The sequence below is a fragment of the Arthrobacter sp. zg-Y895 genome, assembly GCF_020731025.1.
Lineage (GTDB): Bacteria > Actinomycetota > Actinomycetes > Actinomycetales > Micrococcaceae > Arthrobacter_B.
Map to the genome: position 1 here is coordinate 1 of NZ_JAJFZY010000006.1, position 15,085 is coordinate 15,085.

The 15,085-nt window shown below is 68.1% G+C and carries 14 protein-coding genes; 7 read left to right on the forward strand and 7 right to left on the reverse strand.

Going from position 1 to position 15,085, the window contains the following annotated elements; translation table 11 throughout:
- Window positions 1–63: 63 nt before the first annotated feature.
- The gene (locus LJ760_RS12040; protein ID WP_227923298.1) at window positions 64–1,329 is read right to left on the reverse strand and encodes an MFS transporter; all 1,266 of its coding nucleotides are present in this window, start codon (window positions 1,327–1,329) and stop codon (window positions 64–66) included.
- Between the two features lie 26 nt (window positions 1,330–1,355).
- Here LJ760_RS12040 and LJ760_RS12045 point away from each other — a divergent pair, with 26 nt between their 5' ends.
- Window positions 1,356–1,946 (forward strand): TetR/AcrR family transcriptional regulator, encoded by a 591-nt coding sequence (locus tag LJ760_RS12045; protein ID WP_227923305.1) that lies wholly within the window; start codon window positions 1,356–1,358, stop codon window positions 1,944–1,946.
- On the opposite strand, the gene LJ760_RS12050 is transcribed toward LJ760_RS12045, so the two are convergent.
- Window positions 1,909–2,445: a hypothetical protein gene (locus tag LJ760_RS12050; RefSeq protein ID WP_227923306.1), complete on the reverse strand. Its 537-nt coding sequence runs from the start codon at window positions 2,443–2,445 to the stop codon at window positions 1,909–1,911. The two genes, LJ760_RS12045 and LJ760_RS12050, sit on opposite strands and share 38 nt — an antisense overlap.
- A gap of 438 nt (window positions 2,446–2,883) precedes the next feature.
- Between LJ760_RS12050 and LJ760_RS12055 the strand changes: the two genes are divergently transcribed.
- Window positions 2,884–3,633, forward strand: a complete 750-nt coding sequence (locus LJ760_RS12055; RefSeq protein WP_227923308.1) for a hypothetical protein — start codon at window positions 2,884–2,886, stop codon at window positions 3,631–3,633.
- A gap of 189 nt (window positions 3,634–3,822) precedes the next feature.
- Window positions 3,823–5,022 carry a hypothetical protein gene (locus tag LJ760_RS12060; RefSeq protein WP_227923560.1) on the forward strand — a complete coding sequence of 400 codons (1,200 nt, stop codon included), beginning with the start codon at window positions 3,823–3,825 and terminating at the stop codon, window positions 5,020–5,022.
- Window positions 5,023–5,032: 10 nt separating this feature from the next.
- On the opposite strand, the gene LJ760_RS12065 is transcribed toward LJ760_RS12060, so the two are convergent.
- The gene (locus tag LJ760_RS12065; protein WP_227923310.1) at window positions 5,033–6,262 is read right to left on the reverse strand and encodes an acyl-CoA dehydrogenase family protein; all 1,230 of its coding nucleotides are present in this window, start codon (window positions 6,260–6,262) and stop codon (window positions 5,033–5,035) included.
- Window positions 6,263–6,370: 108 nt separating this feature from the next.
- Between LJ760_RS12065 and LJ760_RS12070 the strand changes: the two genes are divergently transcribed.
- From LJ760_RS12070 to LJ760_RS12085, 4 genes are all read left to right on the forward strand, one after another.
- Window positions 6,371–7,555, forward strand: coding sequence for a thiolase family protein (locus LJ760_RS12070; protein ID WP_227923313.1), 1,185 nt, complete (start codon window positions 6,371–6,373; stop codon window positions 7,553–7,555).
- 185 nt (window positions 7,556–7,740) lie between these two features.
- Entirely contained in the window at window positions 7,741–8,343 is a 603-nt protein-coding gene (locus LJ760_RS12075) for a hypothetical protein (RefSeq protein WP_227923315.1), read from the forward strand.
- Between the two features lie 55 nt (window positions 8,344–8,398).
- Window positions 8,399–8,836, forward strand: a complete 438-nt coding sequence (locus LJ760_RS12080; RefSeq protein ID WP_227923317.1) for a hypothetical protein — start codon at window positions 8,399–8,401, stop codon at window positions 8,834–8,836.
- Between the two features lie 146 nt (window positions 8,837–8,982).
- Window positions 8,983–9,417: a hypothetical protein gene (locus tag LJ760_RS12085; RefSeq protein WP_227923319.1), complete on the forward strand. Its 435-nt coding sequence runs from the start codon at window positions 8,983–8,985 to the stop codon at window positions 9,415–9,417.
- Here LJ760_RS12085 and LJ760_RS12090 read toward each other — a convergent pair.
- The 4 genes from LJ760_RS12090 to LJ760_RS12105 are packed head-to-tail and all read right to left on the reverse strand — an operon-like array spanning window position 9,414 to window position 15,084.
- On the reverse strand, window positions 9,414–10,211 hold the full coding sequence (locus LJ760_RS12090; RefSeq protein ID WP_227923544.1) for an HAD family hydrolase: 798 nt from the start codon (window positions 10,209–10,211) through the stop codon (window positions 9,414–9,416). The genes LJ760_RS12085 and LJ760_RS12090 overlap by 4 nt on opposite strands.
- A 5-nt stretch (window positions 10,212–10,216) precedes the next feature.
- Entirely contained in the window at window positions 10,217–12,964 is a 2,748-nt protein-coding gene (locus tag LJ760_RS12095) for a phosphoribosyltransferase domain-containing protein (RefSeq protein ID WP_227923322.1), read from the reverse strand.
- Window positions 12,961–14,151 carry an HpcH/HpaI aldolase/citrate lyase family protein gene (locus LJ760_RS12100; protein ID WP_227923326.1) on the reverse strand — a complete coding sequence of 397 codons (1,191 nt, stop codon included), beginning with the start codon at window positions 14,149–14,151 and terminating at the stop codon, window positions 12,961–12,963. Before LJ760_RS12100 ends, LJ760_RS12095 begins: the two co-directional genes overlap by 4 nt.
- Window positions 14,152–14,154: 3 nt before the next feature.
- Window positions 14,155–15,084 (reverse strand): hypothetical protein, encoded by a 930-nt coding sequence (locus LJ760_RS12105; protein ID WP_227923327.1) that lies wholly within the window; start codon window positions 15,082–15,084, stop codon window positions 14,155–14,157.
- Window position 15,085 lies beyond the last annotated feature (1 nt).

The following is a 15,085-nucleotide window of genomic DNA, read 5'->3' on the forward strand; positions in this document are numbered from 1 at the left end:
CCCCCGGCCCCCCCCCCCCCCCCCCCCCCCCCCCCCCCCGCCGGCGGCCCGGCCCCCCCTCAATCAGGACGTGGCCTCGGAGCGGGCTGTCCGGAGTCCGTCGTCTGCCGGCGTGCCGAGGTTACGGCTGCGGACAATGGCCCCGGCGGCGCTGACGCCGCACGCCGCCGCGGACACGGCAAAGGCCAGCCCGAAGCCGGACACTTCAATGAGGGCCCCGGTCAGGGCTGCCCCGGCGGCCTGCCCCAGGATGAGGCTGATGAACAGGGCCGATGTGCCGGCGGCACTGCTGCTCGCCGTGGCGGTGGCCCAAATAATAAGGACCGACGTCGCGGCGGTGTAGGCCAGCCCGAACAGTGCGGCCGTGGCGAAGGAGATCCCGGTGCTCCCCGGTGCGAGTGCCATAACACCGGTGGCCGCCGCCGTGGCCAGCACCGTAACCGGCCAAGTGAGGCGGATCGAGTGCCGGGCCAGCCAGGGGGCGGTCAGGACTGCGGCCGCGCCGCCGACACCAAGGGCAATCCAGGCTCCGGCAGACAGTGCGACGGGCATGCCGCCCTGATCCTCGAGCAGGGTGCGTCCGTAGACCCAGACCGCGGCGCAGCCGATGCCGTAGATGAAGGCTGCAGCGAGCGGCCATTTCAACGCGCCCAGGCCCAGCCCCCGCTGCCGGCTTCCGTCGCGCTGGGGGCGCCCGGCGTCGTCGTTCCCGCCCGCGCCTGCTGTGCCGCCCGTGCCTCCTGCACTCCCGCGGACGCGCGAGACGTCCCCCAGGAGCACCCCGACCACGCCCGCCACCGCGATCACCGCGATCAGCATCCACGCCAGCCGCCACGAGGACCCCAGCAGCAGGGCCAGCAGTCCGGCTGCGACTACCCCGAAGCCGGTGCCGGAGTTCACCACCGACTGCCGCTTCGCCGCCCGGAACGGCTTCGTGTTGCGCTGCACCAGTTCCACGAGGGCAGGGGAGGCGAACCCTGCACCCATCCCGGCCAGCAGCACGGCCGCGGCGAAGAACCCCGTGGACGTCGCCGCGGCGATACCGGCTGAGCCGAGTGCCGCCGTCGAACCGGCCAGAATCGTCATCAGCCGCGGACGCCGCGGCGCGTAGACAAACCCCAGCCCGGCCGAGACGCAGTAGATCACCGAGGCGCCGGAGGAGAGCAGTCCGCCGACGGCCGGAGTCAGCTCAAAGGAGGCGGAAAAGGCGGGCAGGAACAGGCCGTAGCCCAGCCGCGCCAGGCCGTAGGTCGCTGCGATAAGTGTCACCGCGGCGACCGCGAAGAGCGGGCCGGCGGTCGGAGCGGAAGGCTGTAACGGTCGTTTCATTGAAACGTACGTTATATGCTGGCCGCATGGTTCTACAACCCAGTGCACGGAACCGGCTGCTCGACGCCGCCGAGGAACTCGCCTTCATGCAGGGCGTCGCGGCGACGCCGGTGGACCGGATCCTGCAGCGCGCCAACGTTGCCCCGGCGACCCTGTACGCGCACTTCGGCAACAAGGAGGGCCTGATTGCGGAGGCGCTGCGCCGCCGGCTGCAGAACTGGGACGCGGCCTGGCAACGGGAAATCGACGCCGCCGCCACGGACCGGGACCGGCTCCTGGCGGTCTTTCCCGCCCTGACCAGCTACCGGTCGGGCGCGTCCGCCGCGCGCTGGTGTGCCGCGCTTGGCGTCGCTGCCGAAACCGTTGACCCGGGCCAGCACCTCGCTGAAACCCTGTCGCAGGATACGCAGCTGCTCACCGACCGCTTCCGCGAACTTGCGGTGCCCGTCGTCGGATCGGACGACGCCGACGCGCTGGCGGCCCACCTGCTGCTGATCTTCACCGGCGTGCTGGGCATGCTGCTCCGCGGTGCCTCCCCGGAGGAAGCGGCGGCCACAGGCCGCGCCACCGCGGGCTTCGTTATCGACGGGTTCGGGTCCTCCCACCCGGCCCCGTAGTCCCCGACGACGGCCGCGAAGTCCCGGACGACGACGGCGGGGGCCGTTTGCGGGTCGAGGCTTCACCCGGGCTGAGGTACTGGACGTCGCGGCGGCCGTCCGTGAGGATCCGCAGGTCCTCGTCCAGGTTTCGCCGCAACTCCATCAGCGCGAACTGGTAGCTCCCCGGATCTGCGGCAACATCGCGCAGGTAGCGGTTGCTGGCGGCGGACATCCGCATCAATACCTCGGTGGCACCGGATCCGGGTGTGAGGTGTGCGAGCGTCTCCATGACGTTTTCGCGCAGATCCTGCACGGCGGACCGGTGCCGGGCTTCCAGCGGTCCGCCTTGTGCCGGCTGTGGATCGATTGGGGCCAGCGTCCGTTTCAGGTGCAGGTAGGTGACCAGCTCGTTGAGCGCCCGGGACTCGTGCCGCCGGTCCAGGCTCCGCTTGGTTAGCCAGCCTGCACCGAAGCCGATCAGCAGGATGGGCCAGAGAACGTTCCAGATCCACTCCATCGCAACCTCCAGGGGACGTGCAGAGAGGCTACGGCCCCGTCCGGGCGTCGGCTAGAGAACCGACGTCGGACCGGACTACTTGGTGTCCGTTCCGTCTGGTAATTGCTCCTCCGCAAGTCCTGTAGCCTTTGGGTCGATGCATTCGCATCCATATTCAACTGTCTTGTCCATGGGGGACCCTTGTCTTTTCAGCCACCTGCCCAGCCCGCGCCTGCCCGGCGCAAGTCAGTTCGCTCCACTTGGGTGGTGGGGGGACTCCTACTGTTGTTTCTAATTCCATGCCTGACTTCGGGTGACGGCGGCTTTGGAGTGTGGCTGTTCCTGACGGCTCTCGTTGTGCTCGTCTCGGCGCTATATGCCTTGGTGTTCCGCCGCCCATCGTGGGTGCGACTCACTTCTCCCGTTTCCCGGAAACGTACATTGGGCATAGCCGGTGCAATGGCGATTGTCGGACTCGTCGTCACCGGTATGACTGCTCCGGCTGCCGAGAAATCGGTGGAAGTCGTAGCTGAAAAGTCGCCGTCACCGTCGCCGTCGCCGACAAAAACGACCGCTTCGCCGACGCCGACCCCCACACAGATCGCCAACAAGGCCTGCAAGACCGCCGGTGCCACCCAGACGCAGAAGCAAGCTGCAACCGCCAGCATTACTCCCTCGCCGTCGGCATCCACCAAATCCGCCAAGGCCACGCCGTCGCCATCCCCATCGACAACGACGGCTTCGCCGTCAGCTACCCCGACGTCCCAGTCCGTGGTCTATGTCTGCACTGAGAATGACAACGGCAAGCTCGTGTGGATGGACGAAGACAAGTCCAAAAAACTAGTTGCAGACCGAAAAGCCGAAGAGGACAAGAAGGTCGCAGCGGACAAGGAAGCTGCTGATCAGGCCGCTGCCGCGGAAGAGGCAGAGCAAAAGCGGGTAGCCGACGAAGCAGCTGCGGAAGCGCAGCGGCAGGCCGACGAACAAGCCCGCCAGCAGCAAGTTGTTCCCGCTCCTGTACCGGTTGCTCCCGCCCCAGTTGCGCCTGCCCCTGCACCGGCCCCTGCGCCCGCCCCGGCTCCTGGACCCGCGGTCGTGCACCCGGGTTCATTCTGTAGCAATGGAGGTGCGGTAGGGGTCACTTCCAAGGGAACCCCCATGGTTTGTGCTCCCGGTTCGGATGGACGGCTCCGGTGGCGCTCCGCCTAGACCACTGCTAGTCGGGGTCACTTTGCTGAACCCCTAGAAGTTGCCCTTGGACCCGCCTAGCGTGGTTCCAAGGGCAGCATCCTTTAACGGCTCCGGTATCAGGACCGGTCAGGGTTGTTGCCGCATCAGAAGCCGGCCGCGGTCCGCGGATCGGGGGAGACCGGCCCGGTTCCACAGCGCTGAGGCATCATGTCGCACGAATCAACACCGGCAGCAGCTCGCTTCGATGCGTCCGTGCCGCAGCGAAGTCCCGGTCTCGGAAATCCCCGCTCAGCCTGGTTAGTCCTCGGCCTGGCGGCCGGGTTGCTCTGGGTTGCGGCACTGCAGGGGAGTCTCGGCGTCATCGTGTGGCTGCTCGCCACCGGATCGCTGTTGGTGCTCACAGCGCTGTACGCGCTGGGCTTCCGACGCCGCAGCTGGGCCAATCTGGACACGCTTGAACAGCGGAAGTTCGCCCTGTCGCTCGGGGCCGTGGTGCTGGTGGTCGGTATGGTCGCAGGAGTCGTCTCCACGCCCGATCCCGTTCCAAGTTCACTTTCCGCGGATGCCGAAGGCCTTCGGCCGCGGCCCGATCTTTTCGCCCTGCCGACGACGACGCCGCCGCCTGGGTCCGTGCTGAACCTGCCGCTCCCGTCGGGTTTGGAGGACGCCATCGACGATTCGACAGACGAGCCGGGCGACGTTGCCGTACTTGCGGATGCTTTGGTGCAGGAGCCGGTTCAGCAGGTGTCCCTTCGAAACAGCCCGTGCGCCAACGAAGGGGACGCGCGCACGGAACGCCAGGTTGAGTACCGCTGCACGCGCAATCCGGCCGGGGATCTCGTGTGGCTGGACAGTGCATCCGCGTCCCAGCAGCAGGCCGAGCAGGAGGAAAAGGCACGCCAGGCCGAAGCGGAAAGGGCGCGCCAGGCGGAGGTGGACCAGCGGGAACAGGCACAGCAACGGGTAGCCGAAGAACGCGCACGTGCTGAGGAAGCCGCCCGGAACCCCCAGCCACTGCCTCAGCAGCCACCGGTGAATCCGCCGGGCAATTCGCCACAGCCCCCGCCGATTGAACCGCCTGTTGGACCGCCGACCGACCCGGGCGAGCCGCCTACGGAGCCACCGACGGAACCTCCCACCGAACCCCCGACCTCTCCGCCGAGCCCGGACCCGACGGCACCACCCCCGGCACCGCCCACACCGCCGGGACCGCCTGAGCCGCCGGAGCCGGGAACGCCGGACCCGGACATTCCGGTCATTCCACCGGAATTCCCGTTCCCGCCCAACCCGCCGTCGCCGCCGCGGCCAACCCCGCCGCCGTCGTCGTTCGCGCCGCCGTCAGACGCAGCAGACGCACCGGACTCAACCGAGGCGGCCATCGAAGCAGTGCTGCCTGCCGCCCGGTAACCCGGACCGCCTACCGGAACGCGGCAATCCCCGTGATGTGCTGGCCCAAGATCAGGGTGTGCACCTCGTCGGTGCCCTCGTAGGTGCGGACCGATTCGAGGTTGTTCGCATGCCGCAGTGGTGAATAGTCCAAGGTGATGCCGTTGCCGCCCAGGATGGCGCGGGCCTCCCGGCAGATCGCGATCGCTTCGCGCACATTGTTCAGCTTGCCCACGGAGATCTGCACCGGTTCCAGCGTGCCCGCATCTTTGAGGCGGCCGGTGTGAATCGCCAGCAGCACGCCCTTGGAGATTTCCAGCAGCATGTTCACCAGCTTCTCCTGGGTGATCTGGTAGGCGGCCAGCGGCTTGTCGAACTGCAGCCGTTCCAGCGAGTACTTCAGCGCCTCCTCGTAGCTGTCCCGGGCAGCGCCCATCGAACCCCAGAGGATTCCGTAGCGGGCCTCGTTCAGGCAGGAGAACGGCCCGCGCAGGCCCTTGGCGCCGGGCAGCAGTGCAGAGTCGGGCAGCCGGACATCCGCCAGGAACACATCGCACTGGATGGAAGCACGCATGGAGAGCTTCGGTTCGATCGGGACGGCGGAGAAACCCGGGGTGTCCGTGGGGACGAGGAAGCCGCGGACGCCGTCGCCGGTCTGCGCCCAGATCACCGCGACGTCGGCAATGGAGGCCAGCCCGATCCACCGCTTGGCGCCGCTCAGAACCCAGCCGTCGCCGTCGTGCACGGCATGCGTGCTCATGCTCGACGGGTCGGAACCGGCGGTGGGTTCGGTGAGGCCGAAGCAGCCGATCAGTTCGCCGCGGGCCATGCCGGGAAGGTACCGGTTCTTCTGTTCCTCCGAGCCCCATTTATGGATGGCGGTCATGGCCAGCGAGCCCTGCACGGAGACGAAGGTGCGCAGGCCCGAATCGCCCGCCTCCAGTTCCATCGCGGCGATCCCGTATTCGACGGCGGAGCGCCCGGGGCAGCCGTAGCCCTCCAGATGCATGCCGAGCACGCCGAGGTCACCCAGCTCCCGGACAATCTCCACCGGGAAGACCGCGTCCTCGTACCAGTCCTTGATGTTCGGCCGGATGCGCTCGTCCACGAAGGCGCGGACCTTGGCGCGTAAGGCCAGTTCATCCTCGGTGAGGAGTCCGTCCAGGCCGAGGACGTCCGACGCCGAGCGGAGGGCCTCGAGGTCCGGCGCGGCAGGGGCGGGGGAGGCCGGGGCGGTAGACGGCGTCGTGGGCGTGCTCATGGTTCCTCCTGCGGCCGCAGCGCTGCGGCCCGAACTTGGTGTCTCACCGGGATCGGCGGCGTGTTGTCCAAGTCACATTACTATTTCGGGCGCAGTACTATTTCCAGCATGACTGAGGCTTATCTGGTGTCCGGCGTCCGCACTCCCGTCGGCCGCTACGGCGGTGCCCTCTCGAGCGTCCGCCCCGACGATCTCGCGGCCCTGGTGCTTTCCGAGGCGGTGGCCCGTGCAGGGGTGAACCCGGCTGACGTCGACGAGGTGCTGCTGGGCAACACGAACCAGGCCGGCGAGGACAACCGGAACGTGGCACGGATGGCGGCCCTGCTCGCCGGGTTCCCCGACACCGTGCCGGCGATGACCGTGAACCGGCTCTGCGCCTCCGGGCTCAGCGCGATCATCACGGCCTCGCAGATGATTAAGTCCGGTGCCGCGGACATTGTGGTGGCCGGGGGAGTGGAGTCGATGTCGCGGGCGCCGTGGGTGCTGGCGAAACCGGAGAAGGCCTTCGCGAAACCGGGGGAGCTGGCCGATTCCGCGATCGGTGCCCGGTTCACCAATCCTCGGTTCTACGACCTGCCCGGCACCACCTACTCCATGCCCGAAACCGCCGAGGAGCTGGCCGCCCGTGACGGGATCTCGCGCGAGGATTCCGACGCCTTCGCGCTGCGCTCGCATCAGCGCGCTCTCGCGGCAATTGACGAGGGGCGGTTCGCGGACGAGATCGTGCCGGTGGAGACGAAAAAGGGCGTGGTGAAGACCGACGAGGGGCCACGCCGGGAAACCAGCATCGAGGCGCTGGCGAAGCTGCGGCCCATCGTCCGGTCCGGCGGCGTGGTGACCGCCGGGAACTCGAGCTCGCTGAACGACGGCGCGTCCGCCGTCGTCGTCGCCAGCGCCGACGCCGTCCGTCGGCTCGGGTTGAACGCCCGGGCCCGGATTGTCGACGGCGCTTCCGCCGGGGTGGCGCCCGCCGTGATGGGCATCGGGCCGGTCCCTGCGACGCAGAAGGTACTGGACCGGGCCGGCTGGACGCTCGGCGACATCGAGGCTGTGGAGCTGAACGAGGCTTTCGCTGCGCAGTCGCTGGCGTGCATACGCGCCCTGAACCTGGACGAGTCCATTGTGAACCGCGACGGCGGCGCCATCGCCCTCGGGCATGCGCTGGGGTCCTCGGGGTCGCGGCTTACCGTGACGATGCTGAACCGGATGGAACGCGAGGGTGCGTCGAAGGCCCTGGTGACCATGTGTGTGGGGCTGGGTCAGGGTGTGTCGATGCTGCTGGAGCGGGTGTAGGCGCCGGCTGATAGCCGCCTACACGGAAGTAGGCGTCGGCGAGCCTGGCGCGGCCGCATGGACAGCAGGTAGCGGCTAGATTTTTGCCGTTGCCGACCCGGATGGAACGCGGGAAGCATGGACCATTCGCATATTCCTACGGGATAGGCTTTGGCAGATAATCGGTCTGTGGATATGGGGGAAGAATGCACAAGGGAAGTATTGCCGGGCTGCTGCTTATAGGTTCTCTGGGATTAGCTGGATGCTCATCCGAAGCAGCCAAACAACCCGTTTCCGCAGCTTCCCCGAGCGTATCGGCGTCGGCCAAGACCACCCCGGCCCCGTCCTCCACCGGGACAGCGTCCCCGGCCACGACACCGGCGCCTGCCCCGAAAACGTCCGCTCCCGTCGCCGACGCTGCGCTGCCGGTGACCGCGATAACCGTTGCCCAACGCCTGCAGGCAGCGGTACCGACCATCACATCCGTCATTGAAGTGACGGAAGCCAATGATTCAACCGGGTCTATCGGCCAGCCCGGCAAGTACACGTCTGCTGCGTGGATTGCCGACACCGGTGCTGCCGCGACTGAGAACAGCGTCGTGGGCGGAGCCGTGGTGGAGGTATTTGCGAGCGAAGCAGAAGCCCAGGCCCGCTTGTCCGCCCTGCAGCAGCACATCGCGCTGGGCCCGGCCTTCAACGCTGAGTACCACTATCTGCAGGGAACGGTGCTCCTAAGGGTGTCGGGAGCACTAACTCCCGAACAGGCGGCTCTCTACGAGCAGGCCTTCGCCGGCGCCACTCTCGAATAGCCGGCTTCGAATAAATCGGTCGCGAATAATTCAGTCTCAATCAGGGGGAATCGCAATGCCGTTGTTCAGCACCAAACCGATAGTGGAAAAGAAGGAACAGTGGACCGCGGCCCAGCCGCCGCAGGCCGTCCTGGACGCGTTGGCCTCGGCCTTCTCGGCCCACGGAGAGGACGTCCGGCGGGAAAAGTCCTCGCTGGAGGTGCATATTGGGTCAAACGCGTTGTACCGGACGTGGGGCAACATGACCGCTGAAGGCCGTGCGAATTTGCCGGTCGCCTTGACCTTCACTGCGTCCGAATCCGGAACCGGTGCTGCCATCGAAGTGCATGCGTTCGACACCTTCGGTTTCCGGATCGGCAGCGGAAAGTCCTTCGGTGTCCCCGAGACGTTCAACCGGCGGCTGGAGGAATTCCTCAGCTATGCAGCAGGGGTGATCGGCATCGACCGGCCCGTCAGCGGGCCTGTGCCTTCTCCGCCCCGCTTCAACTTCTAGGCGTTTCATATGTCCGGCAGGGGTGGTCGAGGTAGCGTTGCCGATGATATCCGGCATAGCGGTCAGAAAGCCCGAGGCAAGTATTTCCGGACTGCTCGTAATCGGCTGATCTTGGTTCAACCAGTCACAAACAAAAGGGGTTTATTGTGGGGCTTTTCAGCGCTGCACCGATTGTGGAGAAGAGGGAACAATGGACCACGGGGCAACCGCCGCATGCGGTTATGGCTGCGCTGACGGGTGCCTTCACATCCCATGGTGAGGACGTCAGCCGGGACGAGTCCCGGCTGGTTGTGCACGTCGGCTCGTACTGGACGTACCGGATGCTGGGCACCTTCTTCGCCGCAGGCCGTGCCAGCGTGCCGCTGACCCTGGCGTTCAGCATCTCCCCGTCCGGCTCCGGAACGGCCATCGACGTCCACGGCTACGATACGTACGGGTTCCGGATGGGCAACGGAACCCTCTTCGACGTCCCGGTGCTGTTTAACTACCGGTTGGAGGAATTCCTCAGCTATGCAGCGGGGGTGGTAGGCATTCGCCGGCCCGTTTCAGGTGCCGTTCCCGTCCCGCCGTTCCACCTTTAGGCCCGCACCAGCCCCAGCATCCGCCGGACAATTTCTTCCCCGGCCAGAATCCCGCGTGCCTCGGTGACCTGCAGGTGCGCATCGAAGTAGCCGGCGTCGTCCAGTTCGCCGTGCGCGGGACGGAAGGCGACGTCGGCGCACTCGAGCATCGGCCGGTCAAGCAGGGAATCCCCGGCCGCGATGATGCGGTCCGCACCGATCCGGCGGGCGACCTCGGCCACGGCCTGCTGCTTCGTGACCGGTGTGGGTACGCAGTAGAGCTTGCGGCCTTGCAGCGATACCGTCCAGCCGCGCGCATCGCACCAGTCCTCCAGAGCCAGCAGGAACTCGCCGGGGAGGGCATCCCGGTCCACAATCGCGTACGCGAACAGGTCCTCAGCCGAACGAAGCTTCAGAATCCACTCATGGAACTCAGGACGGCCCAGATAAGCCTCGATCTCGGCCAGCGGCGCGCACCCGGACGTGACGAGGCCGCGCACGGAGGCCTGCCAGTCGGCGTCGGGTACTCCGTGGTGCAGGATGACGCCGCCGTTGGTGGTGACGGCGTATTCCGGCGTAGGCCCGGGCAACTGGATGCGGCGGTACTGGGCCACGGTCCGCGTGGTGACGGGGACAAACACGGAGACCTCCGCGGCGGAGACGAGCAGCGCCTCGGCGGCACGGGTCATGAAGGACAGCGGCTTACCCTCATAGACTTCGGCCACCACCATGGCCGGAGCCAGGGCGTCCTCGGTGTTCAGGAACAGGGCATTCGCGGAGTAGATCAGGGTGCGGTCCAGGTCGGACGCGAGCATCGTCTTCACGCGTCGGCCCCCGGAACGGCAGCAGCGGCACCGGCGGCAGCAACCGCCCGGCCGTCCGCGCCCACGGCGCCGGCGGTGAACCGGGGGTGGATCAGGCCCACGCAGCTGAACGGCAGGTCCGGCACTTCCTCCACGGGCACGCCGCGCTGTTCGGCCAGCAGCAGCACATGCGCCACGTCTTCCAGCGCCCCGGGATGGACCAGGACCTTCCACGGCACCCGGCGCAGCAGCACGCGGGTGGTCTCGCCGACGCCGGGCTTCACCAGATTCACGTTGTGGATGCCGTATTCCTCGCTCAGGCGCTCCACTGCCTGCCACCCCACCCAGGTGGGGGTCCGGTCCGCAGCTGCGAGCGACACCGCAGCAGCCTCCGCTTCGGGGCGTACGTCGTCGAAGTGCCGTTCGATCGCCGCCAGGAAATCCCGGGACACATCGGCGCCGGCGAGATGGGCGTAGAACTTCGCGCCGTGGAAATCCTCCGGCGCAATCAGGTCCTTGTTGAAGACCGTGCGGGACACCAGCCCGGAGACGGTCGAGTTCAGGCAGGCCGACGGAATCAGGTAATCCTCCCGCGTGCCGAACAGCTCTACGGAATGGCCGGGGTCGGCCAGCACCGCAAGCTCGGAGGAGAACCGGACGCCGTCGGTTGCTTCGAACTTATCCAGCGCCGCGGTCAGCTCCCGCGTGATGGCGCCCTTGCCGGTCCAGCCGTCCACGAACAGGATCCGCTCGGGGGAGTAGGTCCGCGCCAGGTAACGCAGCGCCGTTTCGTCCATTCCCACGCCGCGCACAATGCTCATCGTGTAGTGCGGCAGGTCCAGCCCGTGCATCCTCTGCGCCCAACGGCGCATGAGGATGCCGATGGGCGTCCCGGCCCGGGCGAGCGAGACCAGCACCGGCTCGCGGTTCCGGGCGGCCAGCGCCAGTTCGGTCACGGTGCCGACAGCGGACGCGACCCGGGGCGCGGAACGGCGCAGCGCCTCCTCATACAGGTCCTGGTACTGCGCCGAGGGCAGGTACTCCATCGGCAGCGACTCGGCGTAGTTCGCCCCGCCGGACTGGATGGCGGCCTCCCGCTCGGCGGTGGGGGCCTCCAGCTTGGCGTCGCGCAGGTCCTTCAGCAGCCAGGTCACGTCCTCGGGCGCGTAGGACCCGAACTCCGGGCCGGTCAGCGGCACAGCCGCAGCAACGGAACCGGTCCAGTCCTCGGGTGCGGGGACATCGGCCGGCAACAGTACGACGACGACGGCGCCGGTCACCGTGCGCAGCGCCTCGGTCACGCTGCCCGGGCCGGTGATGGCTGCCGGGTCGGTGCCGGGTTCGGGCAGGAGCACAATGCTGTCGAAGCCGGTGTTCGAGGCGTTGCCGTCGACGGCTCGGCGGGGTCCGACGTTGTAAGCGTGCCGCGGGCCGGGACCGTCCTCGGTGACATCGTGGCTGGCGAAGTCCACGGCATTGGCAATGGCGTAGTCCGGCCGGTCAATCGGCACGATGGGGGAGCGGGTGGTGGTGGAGAACCGGACCGAGGCGCCCGGCAGGGCCTCGGCCACGGCGTTGGCGATGGTCAGCGGCACGTGGATGAATTCCTCGCAGCCCAGCACCAGCACCGATTCCGCCGAAGCGGGCAGCGCGACGGAGACGCGGGAGGCAACGAGTGCCAGGCTCTCAGCCGAGACTGCTCCGGGCAGGGCATCCGGCAGGGTGCCGAGGTATTCGGAGGAGATGCCGGCACGGTTGCCGAAGCGGTCACTGCGCAGGCTGCGTGCGGCACTGGAGTAATCCAGCACGGTCACGGTGCCGGGTTCGGAAACGGCAGCGGACAACGCGGCCGACTCAGCGCCGGCCGGCTCGTGGGTGGACAGCCCGCCGATCAGTTCCTCGGCCCGGGCCAGGATGTCCTCGCCGAGTTCGATGCTGCCGGTCCCCAGCGCGACCACGCGGATGCTGCAGCCCAGCGCGTCCGCCAGCTCGTCGAAGCGGGCACGGTCCGCGTCGGAACGCAGGTCGATCAGCGAGGCCACCACGTAGAGCGGATGCGGTGCGGCGGCATGCAGTTCGGTGATGGTGTTGATGACGGTCGCGCCGGTGCTGAGCTCGTCGTCGACCAGCACCACGGGGGCGGGGCTGTTCAGCAGGGCGGGATCCACGGGCAGCAGCCGGTGCGAGGTGGCGTGTGAATGGGCTTCCTCGAAGGCGCCGTAAGCCACCGCACCCTCCGGTGCGTGCCGGGTGGAATGGATGTAGTAGGAGCCCAGCATGTCGGCGACGAGCCGGCCCAGACCGGTGGCGGTCTCCGCGTAGCCGATGGTCACCACCTCGGGATGGGAGACCGGCAGGTCCCACAGGCGTTCGCGGGCATACTGCAGCCGGGTGCGCGGTGGGCGGGGCGCGGCGTGCCGGCCGCCGTCGTCGTTCGCCCGCCTGGACCCGGCCGTACCGTCGCCGTCCTCGAGCACCGCCGAAAGGTCGGCTGCGACGCCGCGCAGCACGGCGTCGTCCACCTTGCTGCCGAGTGCCGCTCCGGCCAGTGCGCCGAGCAGCTCTCCGGCCGCCAGGACGAGCGCCGGTTCGGTGGGTACATGTTTGGCCAGCACGCGGGACACGAGCAGGTGCGCGCGGCGGGGGTTGCGGCGCAATGCCAGTCCCACCAGGTCCTCTACCGGCAACAGTGCTGCAGGATCAGAGGTGATCCGCACTCCCAGGGCCTCGTTCACAAATCCGCCGGTCCAGGGGTGGTGCTTCAATTCATGCTCGCTTCCAGAAGGTCTACATAGGTGATGTCGGGGGCTGCGACGCCGAAGGCAGCGGCCCGGACGAGGGTGGAAGCTGCCCACGCCTGATGCGGTTTCATTTCGTTCATCTTGTTGCGGTAGGGCGACGCCGCGGCGCCGCCCCCGGCCTCGCCGGAGATGTGGAGGGCATCCAGGTACGCCTCGTGGCTGATCACGGACATGGCATGGACCAGGGGAACGTGCGAGGGGTGGATGACGGTCTTGCCGAGCAGTCCGTTGGCCTGGTCCAGTTCGATTTCGCGGATCAGTCCGTCCAGGTTTGCCGTCAGCAGCCGCTGGCGCAGGCCCAGCTCGTCGGCGTCCGCGAAGGGGGAGGACCGAAGCATCGGACGCAGCAGCCGCTCGCCGGAGCTGTAGTGTTCCCAGACCGGGCCGCTGATGACAAAGCCCCCCGGCCTGCCGAGCATGTTGACGATGTCCCCGATCACCGCGGAGACCACCTTGACGTCGTAAATGGTGAGGTCCCGGGAACGGCGCAGCCCGTAGGCGCTGGACATGTCCGTGGCGCCGATCCGTACGGACAGGATGTCCGGCCGGTTCGCTTCCAGCACCTCGAAGATGCCGCCGAGGGTATGCGTGCGGGTCTCGGCGTGGATCATCAGCGGTGACTCGAGGATCGGCATGATCCGCAGCGGCCGGGCACCGGGATCGGCGGCCCACCGGGCGTCGTTCACGTTGTGCAGGGCGTCGAGGAAGCGCTGGGCGGTGCCGGAGGTGTTCTCGAACTTCGGAATCACGAACCCGGTGAGGACGTCCAGCGTTTGTCCGCCGCGCTCGGCAAGGCTCAGCAGCTGTTCGGGCGTGCGGACCCGGATGAAGAGCATCAGGTCTTCGGGGTCGCCGGCTTTCCGGATGCCGGCAGCGTGCAGTTCGGCGAGGGCTTCCACCACGTTGGTCTCTGCGGCCGGCACCTCGGCGTCGGCAATGGAATCCTCCAGGCAGACGACCATGCTGACGGCTCCGCGGGCAGCCTGCTTGCGGATGTCCTTGACCAGGTCCGGCCGGGTTGCGGGGCAGTAAAGCGTGGCCCCGAGCGCGGTCGCCAGCAGGCGGGCGTCGGAATCGAGGGTCAGTTCCTGCGGTGCGAGGTGGAACAGGCGGGCAGTTTCCCGCTCGCTGAGGTAGGAGAAATGGCGCACCGGTTACCGCCCCTGGTAGGGGAGGCGGGTGGTCATGGTGAAGCCGAAGGCCTCCCAGATGGCTTTGAACTCCATGCCGTACGGCAGTTCCTCGGCCCGGAGTTCAAGCACGTCGTCAATGCGGATCACGGAGAGCGCGTAATAGCTGCGGTGGCCGGCCTGCGCCGGGATGGTCACCGACTTGCCGTTGTAGACCCCCACGCTCATGGGCTGCTTCGGCTTCGGGAAGAACAGTGCCCGGCGCAGCATTCGAACATGGCGCAGCGGGACCAGTGCGAGGTCATCTTCATAGCCGACCAGCGGCCGGTTGCCCGGAGCCTGGACCTGGACGCCGTCCAGGTCTTCGGGCCGGAACTCGCCGGCGGAAATGGAGCCGGTGCTGTATCCCGGGCCTTCCCACACCGCACGCACGGTGCCGGCAACCACGAGGCTGCCCACGGCGGATTCCATGGGGGTCAGGCGTACTACCGGGTTCTGCCGGTCCAGGCTGCGCAGCTCGCCCATGCCCGGTGCGGGGAAGAGCCTGTTGTGCAGGGGCTCCACCCGTACCGGTTCGGAAGTGCGGGGCGACGACGTCGGCCGTGGCGCTGCGGGGGCAGCGGCACGGCTGCTGGCCGCCTCCGCATTGGGGGACAGGCCCAGCGAAAGCGACGGGGAGACCGACGGAGCGGGCTGCTGCCGCGGCGGCGGAGACAGTGAAAGGGACCCCGGAGCCGGAGCCGGACTAGCCGGGGTGGCCGGCCGGGCGGCGGGCGCGGAAGAGTGCGGCGCGGAAGTTCGCGGCGCGGAAGCTCGCGGCGCTGCGGCAGGTGCCGGCGTCGTTCGGGGTGCGGGGGCAGTCTGGGGTGCAACCGGAGCCGCAGCGCGCGGCTTGACCCGGCGGCTCAGGAAGGGAAGGTCGGTGCGGACGGCAGACGAGCGGTTGACGGCCATC